General features: G+C 51.9%; 7 protein-coding genes. 3 read left to right on the forward strand and 4 right to left on the reverse strand.

Translation table 11 applies throughout. The features are described 5' to 3' along the window. The coding region (locus MES37_RS21925; RefSeq protein ID WP_237932647.1) for an alpha-amylase family glycosyl hydrolase at positions 1 to 711 on the forward strand (711 nt) is incomplete at its 5' end. Between the two features lie 215 nt (positions 712 to 926). Continuing rightward, complete coding sequence (avtA, locus tag MES37_RS21930; RefSeq protein WP_064542409.1) at positions 927 to 2,180, forward strand: valine--pyruvate transaminase; 1,254 nt, start codon at positions 927 to 929, stop codon at positions 2,178 to 2,180. A gap of 92 nt (positions 2,181 to 2,272) precedes the next feature. Here avtA and MES37_RS21935 read toward each other — a convergent pair whose 3' ends face one another. From MES37_RS21935 to hydN, 4 genes are all read right to left on the reverse strand, one after another. Beyond that, a complete protein-coding gene (locus MES37_RS21935) occupies positions 2,273 to 3,295 on the reverse strand; it encodes a HoxN/HupN/NixA family nickel/cobalt transporter (RefSeq protein ID WP_064542559.1) in 1,023 nt (340 codons plus the stop codon). A 4-nt stretch (positions 3,296 to 3,299) separates the two neighbouring features. After that, complete coding sequence (gene hypF / locus MES37_RS21940) at positions 3,300 to 5,519, reverse strand: carbamoyltransferase HypF (RefSeq protein WP_237932649.1); 2,220 nt, start codon at positions 5,517 to 5,519, stop codon at positions 3,300 to 3,302. A gap of 125 nt (positions 5,520 to 5,644) precedes the next feature. Further along, positions 5,645 to 7,795: a formate dehydrogenase subunit alpha gene (gene fdhF, locus MES37_RS21945; protein ID WP_064542412.1), complete on the reverse strand. Its 2,151-nt coding sequence runs from the start codon at positions 7,793 to 7,795 to the stop codon at positions 5,645 to 5,647. Between the two features lie 36 nt (positions 7,796 to 7,831). Continuing rightward, positions 7,832 to 8,377 (reverse strand): electron transport protein HydN, encoded by a 546-nt coding sequence (gene hydN, locus MES37_RS21950; protein ID WP_064542415.1) that lies wholly within the window; start codon positions 8,375 to 8,377, stop codon positions 7,832 to 7,834. Between the two features lie 483 nt (positions 8,378 to 8,860). Here hydN and MES37_RS21955 point away from each other — a divergent pair. Continuing rightward, on the forward strand, positions 8,861 to 9,521 hold a 661-nt coding region (locus MES37_RS21955), incomplete at its 3' end, for a hypothetical protein (RefSeq protein ID WP_237932648.1).

Raw genomic sequence — 9,521 nt, forward strand, 5'->3', positions numbered from 1 at the left:
GTGCGAGATTATCTGACTCATTGGTTGAGCCAATGGGTGCGTGATTACGGCATTGATGGTTTCCGGGTCGATACCGCGAAACATGTCGAAAAAGCAGCCTGGCAGCAACTTAAAGAACAGTCGGTTAGCGCACTGGCTGAATGGAAAAAAGCCAACCCAGAGAAGAAGCTGGATGACGCACCATTCTGGATGACCGGAGAATCCTGGGGGCATGGTGTGATGAAAAGCGATTACTACAACAGCGGCTTTGACGCGATGATCAACTTTGATTACCAGGAACAAGCGGCAAAAGCGGTGGATTGTTTATCGAATATCGATCTCACCTGGCAGCAAATGGCGACTAAGTTGCAGGATTTTAATGTTCTTAGCTACCTTTCGTCGCACGATACCCGCCTGTTCCGCGAGGGTGGCCAGCGTGCTGCAGAGTTACTGCTTTTAGCTCCGGGGGCAGTACAGATTTTCTATGGTGATGAAACAGAACGCCCGTTTGGCCCAACAGGTTCTGACCCGCTGCAAGGTACGCGTTCAGATATGAACTGGGGACAAAACGTTGCCACGCTTTCCCACTGGCAAAAAATCAGCCAGTTCCGCGCCCGTCATCCGGCCATTGGCGCGGGCAAGCAGAATACGGTGAGTATGAGGCAAGGGTACGGTTTTACGCGTGAATCCGGCGATGACAAAGTGCTGGTGGTTTGGGCGGGCAACCAGTAAATGATGGCGGATGACGCTGCGCTTATCCGCCCTACAAATTCCCTGTAGGCCGGATAAGCGCAGCGTCATCCGGCGGAAAAATATCAGCACTTAATGCTTTTAATATGAATTAAAGCAGCATATTGACCACGAGACGCTAATCTTAATGCGTTTGCACCGCGTCTTTTACGGCGTTATGGTTAGCCTCTTTTGATGGTCAAAGACAGATCTACGTTATGACGTTTTCACTTTTCGGCGACAAATTTACCCGCCATGCAGGCATTACCCGCCTGATGGAGGATCTGAACGATGGTCTGCGCACGCCTGGAGCGATCATGCTCGGCGGTGGTAATCCTGCGCAAATTCCTGCAATGAATGACTACTTCCAGGATCTGCTGGCAGACATGCTGGCAAACGGGAAAATGACCGACGCTCTCTGTAATTACGATGGTCCGCAGGGGAAAAGTGAGTTACTTGACGCGCTTGCGGATATGCTGCGCAAAGAATTAGGTTGGGATATTACTCCGCAGAATATTGCACTGACAAATGGTAGTCAGAGCGCGTTTTTCTACTTGTTTAACTTGTTTGCTGGCCGTTATGCCGATGGCAGTACCAAAAAGGTGTTGTTCCCATTGGCACCGGAATACATCGGTTATGCTGATTCCGGCCTTGAAGAAGACCTGTTTGTTTCGACGCGTCCTAATATTGAACTGTTGCCCGAAGGCCAGTTTAAATATCACGTAGATTTTGAACATCTGCATATCGGCCCTGATACCGGGATGATTTGCGTCTCACGCCCGACCAACCCAACGGGCAACGTGATTACCGATGAAGAGCTGATCAAACTCGATGCGCTGGCCAATCAACACGGTATTCCGCTGGTTATTGATAACGCGTATGGCGTTCCATTCCCGGGGATTATTTTTAGTGAAGCCCGCCCGCTGTGGAACCCAAACATCATCTTGTGCATGAGCCTGTCCAAACTGGGCTTGCCGGGTAGCCGTTGTGGCATCATCATCGCCAATGACAAAATCATCTCAGCTATCAGTAACATGAATGGGATTATCAGTCTGGCGCCGGGTGGTGTTGGCCCGGCAATGGCGTGTGAGATGATCAAGCGTAACGATTTGCTGCGCTTGTCCGAAACCGTTATCAAACCGTTCTATTATCAGCGCGTTCAGGACACGATCGCGATTATTCGTCGCTATTTGTCACCAGAACGCTGCTTAATTCACAAACCAGAAGGGGCGATCTTCCTGTGGTTGTGGTTTAAAGACCTGCCGATCTCCACGGAATTGCTTTATCAGCGCCTGAAAAAACGCGGTGTGTTGATGGTGCCGGGGGATTATTTCTTCCCAGGGCTCGATAAACCGTGGCCGCACACGCATCAGTGCATGCGCATGAACTACGTGCCGGAGCCTGAGAAAATCGAAGCCGGTGTGAAGATTCTTGCCGAAGAGATTGAGCGGGCGTGGGCTGAAGCGAAGTAATTTGTGAAATGGCGGATGGCGCTAGCGCTTATCCGCCCTACAACGATTACCGTAGGTCATACAGCAGCGTCATCCGACAATCCATAACCGAATTAACGCACCACCAAAGAATCGTACCCCTTCCAGCGGTAGTTCAGCATCGACACAATCCAGCAGCCAATAAACAGCCCAACCACGATAAAGCCCGCATTGCCGAGGTTTTCATTCAACGCATCAACCCATTTCCATACACCACTGTGCAGGTCGAATTTATCCGCCAACAACCCTAATGCTTCCATGCCGCCGATAAACAGCGCCACCACAACCGAGGTGCCGGTAATCGTCATATTGTAATAAAGTTTGCGCTGCGGTTTGTTAAACGCCCAGCCGTAAGCGCCAACCATAATCATATTGTCGAGCGTATCAATCAGCGCCATCGCGCTGGCAAACAGCGCCGGAAACACCAGAATCGACCATATCGACATCCCGCTAGACGCGCTGGCGGCAGAAATGCCCAGCACGCCAATTTCTGTTGCCGTATCAAACCCTAAACCAAACAAAAAACCGACCAAATACATATGCCAGCTTTTATTGATCAGCTTGAATGTGGAGCGGAACAGCCAGCTCATCATGCCGCCACCAGTGAAATCAGTCGCCTCGGCAGACAACGGTTCACCACGCTTGAGCTGGTGAAAATTGCGCCATACGCCACGTAAGATCACCAGATTAACCAGTGCCATTGCCAGTAAAAAACACGCCGATACGGCCGTGCCAATCACGCCACCAACCTCATGGAACCAGTCCATATCATTCTTAAATGCCGCAGCGGTTGCGGCAATCGCGATTGAAGCCAGCACCACAATGCTGGAATGACCGAGCGAGAACCAGGCACCAATACCAAACGGGCGTTTCCCTTGCTGCATCATCTTGCGCGTCACGTTATCAATTGCTGCGATGTGGTCGGCGTCGACCGCATGGCGCAGGCCGTAGCACCAGGCCAGTAAACTTGCGGCCATCAATGCCGTGCTGTGGTGAAACGAAACCAGCGCCCAGGCCCAGGCGGCAAGGTTTGCGGCAACTAAAACAGCCAGCAAAACAGCGGCGCGCGGGTTGTCACGAAGAATACGCAAGAACATCATTTTATCCTTGTGAAGGAAGGTGGAAGCGGGCGGCGGCAACCAGCGCCTGGCCCAATGCAAGGGCACCGTCACCGGCTGGCAACTGTGTCGGGAAGAGCAGATTGAAATCCGCGAGGTGATACGAAAATCTTTCACGCATCAGCTGGTTATGCAGCACGCCACCGCTGAATACGATAGTTTTAATCGCCAGCTTGTCTGCGTGGCTGCGGGCTAAATCAGCCAACCCTTTTGCCAGCGCATCATGAAAAGCCCAGGCGCGAGCGGGTGCACAGTCGTGCCAGTTCAGCCATTGCTGCCAGAACACCGCCATATCGAGTTGGCCTTTGATAAGCGGCAGGGTAACAGGATGCAGACACGCACCACTTTGTGACGCCAGCGCTTCAAAGCGACAGGCGGCTTCCCCTTCGTAGCTTTGCTGTAGCGGAGCGCAGTTCAGCGCCGCCGCAGCTGCATCAAACAGGCGGCCCGTGGAGGAGGCTCGTGGGCTGTTAATCCCACGCGCAATCGCCGTTGCCAGCAGCGGCCAGTTTTGTTCGCGTACCACGGCGGTTTCAGGGCATTGTTGCCAGTCCGGCACAAAAGCCAGGCATTGGGCGAACAGGTTGCGCCACGGCTGGCGAGCGGCGAGATCGCCACCCGGCAGCGCTACAGCGGGCAAGCCACCGAGATGTTCACAATCGCGATAGTTCACCCGCAGGCACTCGCCGCCCCACAACTGGTCGTTCTCGCCGTAGCCAATGCCATCAAGGGTTAGCGCGATCGCATCACCGCCGTCCAACTGCCAACTGTGTTCCGCCATACATGCCACTGCATGAGCATGGTGATGCAAAACTTTGCTCACAGGCATGCCCATTTCCTGGCCGATGCGGGCGCTGTGGTAGCCTGGGTGGGCGTCTATCACGATCTGTTCTGGCGTAAAATCATAGGCTTCGCACATCAGTGTGCGTGCTTTTTGCCACTGCTCTTCAACGCCTTCTTCTGCGAGATCGCCAAGATGCTGGCTGAGCACCGCCTGGTTGCCACGCAGCAAGCAGAAGGTATTTTTCAGGTCGGAACCTAACGCCAGAATCGGCGGCAGGCCTGAAAAACCTGGCGGCAACGGCAGAGCATCTGGCACAAACCCTCTGGCGCGGCGCAGCATCTCACCGTTTGCCCGCACCACGGAATCATCCATTCGCTGCACGATGTCGCGGTTGTGCAACAACCAGCCGTCGGCAATATCGGCCAGTTCTTCAAGCGCTTGCTGATTGGTGATTGCTGGCGGTTTGCCATTTAAATTGCCGGATGTCATTACCAGCGGGCCGCCAAAACCCTGAAGCAAAAGGTGTTGTAGCGGGTTGGCGGGTAGCATCACGCCGACTTCGCGAAGGCCAGGGGCGATAAACGCACTTAGCCCAGGCAGCGCAGACTTTGCCATTAACACAATCGGTGCCGCAGGCGTTGTCAGTTGGGCGAGTACATTTTCTGGTAAGCCGTCTGAATCTGGCAGCATCACCGCCAGCGGTTTGGACGGGCGCTGTTTACGCTCGCGCAGCCGTGAAACCGCTGCATCGGTACGCGCATCCACCGCCAGATGAAAGCCGCCCAGCCCTTTTATCGCCACGATTTTCCCGGCTTTTAACGCTGTAATGGCTGCCTGCAAAGCGCCTTCGCGCTCAAGGTGTTGCTCATCACATTGCCAGCTGATTTGCGGCCCACATTCCGGGCAAGCGACAGGCTGCGCATGAAAGCGCCTGTCCATTGGTTCGCGGTACTCTTTTTCACACGCTGGGCAAAGTGGAAAAGCCGCCATCACCGTGTTTGGCCGGTCATACGGCATGGCATTAATAATGGTGAAGCGCGGGCCGCAGTGGGTGCAATTGATAAACGGATAGCGATAACGGCGATTGTTTGGATCGTTGAGTTCGCGCAGGCAATCCGGGCAGGTGGCGGCGTCGGGGACGATTTGTGTCTCCATCGCGCTGCTGTGACTGTGGCGAATGGTGAAATCCTGGGGTAGCGTTTCCCACTGCATTGGCGATTGTTCAAGGCTATCGATACGCGCCAGTGGCGGGCAATGGGCGTGAAGCCTGGTGATAAACGCATCGGCGGTGGATGTCAGGCGCACTAACACACCCGCGCCGTCATTGCAGACATCGCCGGTGAGGCTGAGTTGTTGCGCCAGTTGCCAGACGAATGGCCGGAAGCCAACGCCCTGCACTTTGCCGCGAATGCGTAGCATCACGCCGTTAAAATTCACAATTGTTCCTTAAAACTTTCGTCCTCACCCCAACTCTCTCCCACAGGAGAGGGGGGAATACTCCTTCTCCCTCAGGGAGAAGGTTGGGATGAGGGTTGTTTTTACACTTAAACTTCTACAGCCTGACGCAAACGCGCTTTCATATCGCTATAGGTCGTCTGAGCGTAGTTTTCTGCCCATTGCTGGTCGGCAATCTGGCTAACGTTGACCGCGCAATACTTGGTTTCCGGTGTTTTGGAAATCGGGTCCAGGTTGTCCTGCGTTAGCTCATTACACGCACCAATCCACCATTGGTAGGTCATGTAAACGGAGCCTACGTTAATGCGCTCGTTCACTTCTGCACGGCTGATAACTTTGCCGCGACGTGAACTGACCCACACCAGTTGCTTGTCTTTAATGCCGAGCAGGTTGGCGTCTGTCGGGTTCATTTGCACAAATCCAGGTTCATCGGCCAGGGTTTGCAGCGCCGCACAGTTGCCGGTCATCGAGCGGCAAGAGTAGTGGCCAACTTCACGCACGGTACACAGCACCAGCGGATATTCGGCATCTGGCACTTCGGCAGGCGCACGCCACTGCGCGGCAAAAAGCTGGCCTTTACCGTTTGGAGTATCGAACTTGCTGTCTTTGTAGAGATACGGCGTGCCAGGGTGGTCAAGCGTCGGGCACGGCCACTGAACATGGCCCATTTCACCCATTTTTTCCCAGGTCACACCAAAGAACAGCGGGCAGAGTTCGCGCAGTTCGTCCCAGATTTGCTGGTTGTTGTCGTAGTGCATCGGGTAGCCCATCTCGGTTGCGAGCAGGCTGATAATTTCCCAGTCACGTTTGACGTTGTATTTCGCATCAATGGCTTTTTCAAAACGCTGGAAGCCGCGGTCCGCACAGGTGAATACGCCACCGTGTTCGCCCCAGGAAGTCGCTGGCAAAATCACATCCGCCACTTCGGCGGTTTTGGTCATAAAGATGTCCTGCACTACCACAAAATCGAGCGCTTCAAACCCTTTGCGCACCAGGCCAAGATCGGCTTCGGTCTGCAACGGGTCTTCGCCCATGATGTAATAGGCTTTCATTTCACCTTCGATGGCCATATGCGGCACTTCGGTGATACGCACGCCGACTTTGTCGTCCATATCATCAACGTTGATGCCCCATGCTTTGGCAAATTTGGCACGAACGTCCGGGTCAACCACATCCTGATAGCCAGGGAACTGGTTCGGCAGTACGCCCATATCACACGCACCCTGCACGTTGTTTTGCCCACGTACCGGGCCAACGCCAACGTTTTCACGCCCCAGGTTACCGGTCAGCAGTGCCAGGCTTGATAAGCCTTTTACCACGTCGACTGCCTGACCAAACTGCGTCACGCCCATGCCCCACATGATGGTGGCTGAAGGAGCTGCGGCGAACGTCCGCATCGCCTGACGAACCTGATGCGCCGGTACGCCAGTCAAATGCTCAACGTCTTCTGGCGCGTAGCCTTTTACCACTTCACGGTAAGCATCCAGACCGTCAGTAAATTTCGCCACGTACTCTTTATCGTAGAGGTTCTCTTCGAGCAGCACGTAGCCAAAGGCATTCACCAGCGCCATATTACAGCCGTTTTTCAGCTGCAAATGTTGGTCTGCAATACGCGCGGTTTCGATGCGGCGCGGGTCACAAACAATGATTTTCGCGCCATTTTCTTTCGCTTTAATCACCCGACGCGCCACGATCGGGTGCGAATCGGCGCAGTTATAACCAAATACCAACAGGCATTTTGAATGTTCGATGTCGCCGATGGAGTTACTCATCGCGCCATTTCCCAGCGTCACCTGCAAACCCGCCACCGACGGCCCGTGGCAAACACGCGCACAGCAATCGACGTTGTTGGTATGCAGCACACCGCGGGCAAACTTCTGCATCACATAGTTAGTTTCGTTACCCGTTCCGCGTGACGAACCGGTCGTCATAATGGAACGCGGGCCATATTGATCTTTAATCGCTTTCAGGCGTTTCGCGGTATAGCTAATGGCTTCATCCCAGCTAACAGGCTGGAGCTTGCCGCCTTTTTCATAACGAATCATCGGCTGCGTCAGACGCGGTGTGAGCAGTTTTGTGTCGTTGAGAAAATCCCAGCCGTAATAGCCTTTCAGGCAGAGTTCATTTTGGTTCGTCACGCCATCAGCCGCTTCGGCACGGATAATTTTATTCTTCTCAACAACCAGTTTGAGTTTGCAGCCTGCGCCACAGTAAGGGCAGACGCTGGTAATTTTTTTCATCAGTAACAGACCTGTTAAAAGTGAAGTTAAAGGGGTTTAGAAATAAATAGATGAAGTCGCATCAAACGCAGCACGGCGGCGTTTTTCGATATTCATTTGTTCAAGTTTGTTGCGATCAACGCAGATAATGGCGTTGGTTGGGCAGGCTTCCATACAGGCCGGGCCTTCTGCACGGGTGTGGCAAAGGTCGCACTTATTCGCTTCGGCTTTTTCAGCCATCACGTTAAGACCCGCGCCGCTGTTACGCACAACCGGGCGAACAACCACTTCCATCGCGCCATATGGGCAGGCAACCACGCAGGTTTTGCAGCCGATGCAGCGTTCCTGCATCACATTCACAAAGCCATGTTCGCGGCTGATAGCCCCGTTAGGGCAGACGTTGGCGCAAGGTGCGTCTTCGCACTGGCGGCACATCGTTGCGGTAGAAACATTCACGCCTTTAACCACGTGAATACGAGGCAGGAAAGTTTGCGGTGTTAATGCCGCGCAATCCTGTGCTTCCTGGTGGGACACGACACAGGCCACTTCGCAAGTGCGACAGCCAATACATTTGCTCGAATCAGCAATGATGAAGCGGTTCATCAGAGACTCCTGGATAGAGTGTTTTTTATAAGACTGCTTTAGGCATACATAAAGTGTGCCAACTTTGAAACTAGCGTGATTCAAGGCTTTGCGCATTGATCCGGGGTGGGATGACAGTGACATCGACACATTTGACGATGTCATTTGGGCAGATGACAGAGAGTGGATTGAGTTGCCCTCACCAGGAGATAAACGGCTTTTCCTGGCCGTTCAAACTCAGGTAATCGATAACAATGAAGTAGTGTCAATATCAAATATATTAATAATATATTTTCTTTTTTAATTAAATGGTTTTATTTGTGAGGTTTATCATTGGTTTTAATAATGACTATATAATACTTAATAACTATTTAAGTATAAAGGTAATAATATTTGTGATAGCGTGCCACCCCAAATTATTACATAAATCTCAGCCATTGAGATAACGCTGTGATCTGTTATGTATTGTTTAATTTATGCGTATGAGTCTATATAAGGGATTGGATGCCAAACATAGTAAATGCATTAATGACTTATGTCAGAAATACTAAGGGTAAATACAATTATTTTAGCCAGAGTGCTTACATGAGGAAGTACGGTTGGTCAGGTACCGATCGAACAAAGTTGGGTGGTGTGTGGACTGGAGCAACAGGGAAAAAGGATATTCAGGGCAAGGAAATATATGGATTGGGGGGGGCTTGTTATGGATTTAGCGCAGCTTACCTTATTTCACCTCCGCATTCGTGCAATGTTGAGAATTATTTTCATTTGCCAAAAACTCAGAGCATTATTCGTGGGGTTATGAATCTCCAATATCAACATTATCATGTTGCTTTGGCGTATACCTCACTTCCCAGAGAAGAAATATTTAATGAGATTGTAAGAATAGAAGGTCATATTCGTTATAGAGGTATGGTCAGACTAAGTAGAGTATCGGCATCAGCTTTGATGAATGAATTGGTAATGAATGGTAAGCATGAAATAAATATGGTTAACGCAAGCGTTGGGCATTCCGTTGCTCTGAAGATAGCCGCTCGCGATATTTGTTTCTTTGATTCTAATTTGGGTGAAATTATTTATCCAAATGATTTTGTCGGTCGTAAGAAAATGGAAGGTGCGCTACATATGGTGTTTCATTCTCAATATAGAACATACACAACCATGT

It is taken from the genome of Buttiauxella sp. S19-1, from assembly GCF_022134725.1.
GTDB lineage: Bacteria > Pseudomonadota > Gammaproteobacteria > Enterobacterales > Enterobacteriaceae > Buttiauxella > Buttiauxella ferragutiae.

Excerpts from the sequence above, each read along its gene's own strand:
- avtA (WP_064542409.1), top strand. The coding sequence starts at position 927 with ATGACGTTTTCACTTTTCGGCGACAAATTTACCCGCCATGCAGGCATT.
- MES37_RS21935 (WP_064542559.1), bottom strand. The coding sequence starts at position 3,295 with ATGTTCTTGCGTATTCTTCGTGACAACCCGCGCGCCGCTGTTTTGCTG.
- hypF (WP_237932649.1), bottom strand. The coding sequence starts at position 5,519 with ATGCTACGCATTCGCGGCAAAGTGCAGGGCGTTGGCTTCCGGCCATTC.
- fdhF (WP_064542412.1), bottom strand. The coding sequence starts at position 7,795 with ATGAAAAAAATTACCAGCGTCTGCCCTTACTGTGGCGCAGGCTGCAAA.
- hydN (WP_064542415.1), bottom strand. The coding sequence starts at position 8,377 with ATGAACCGCTTCATCATTGCTGATTCGAGCAAATGTATTGGCTGTCGC.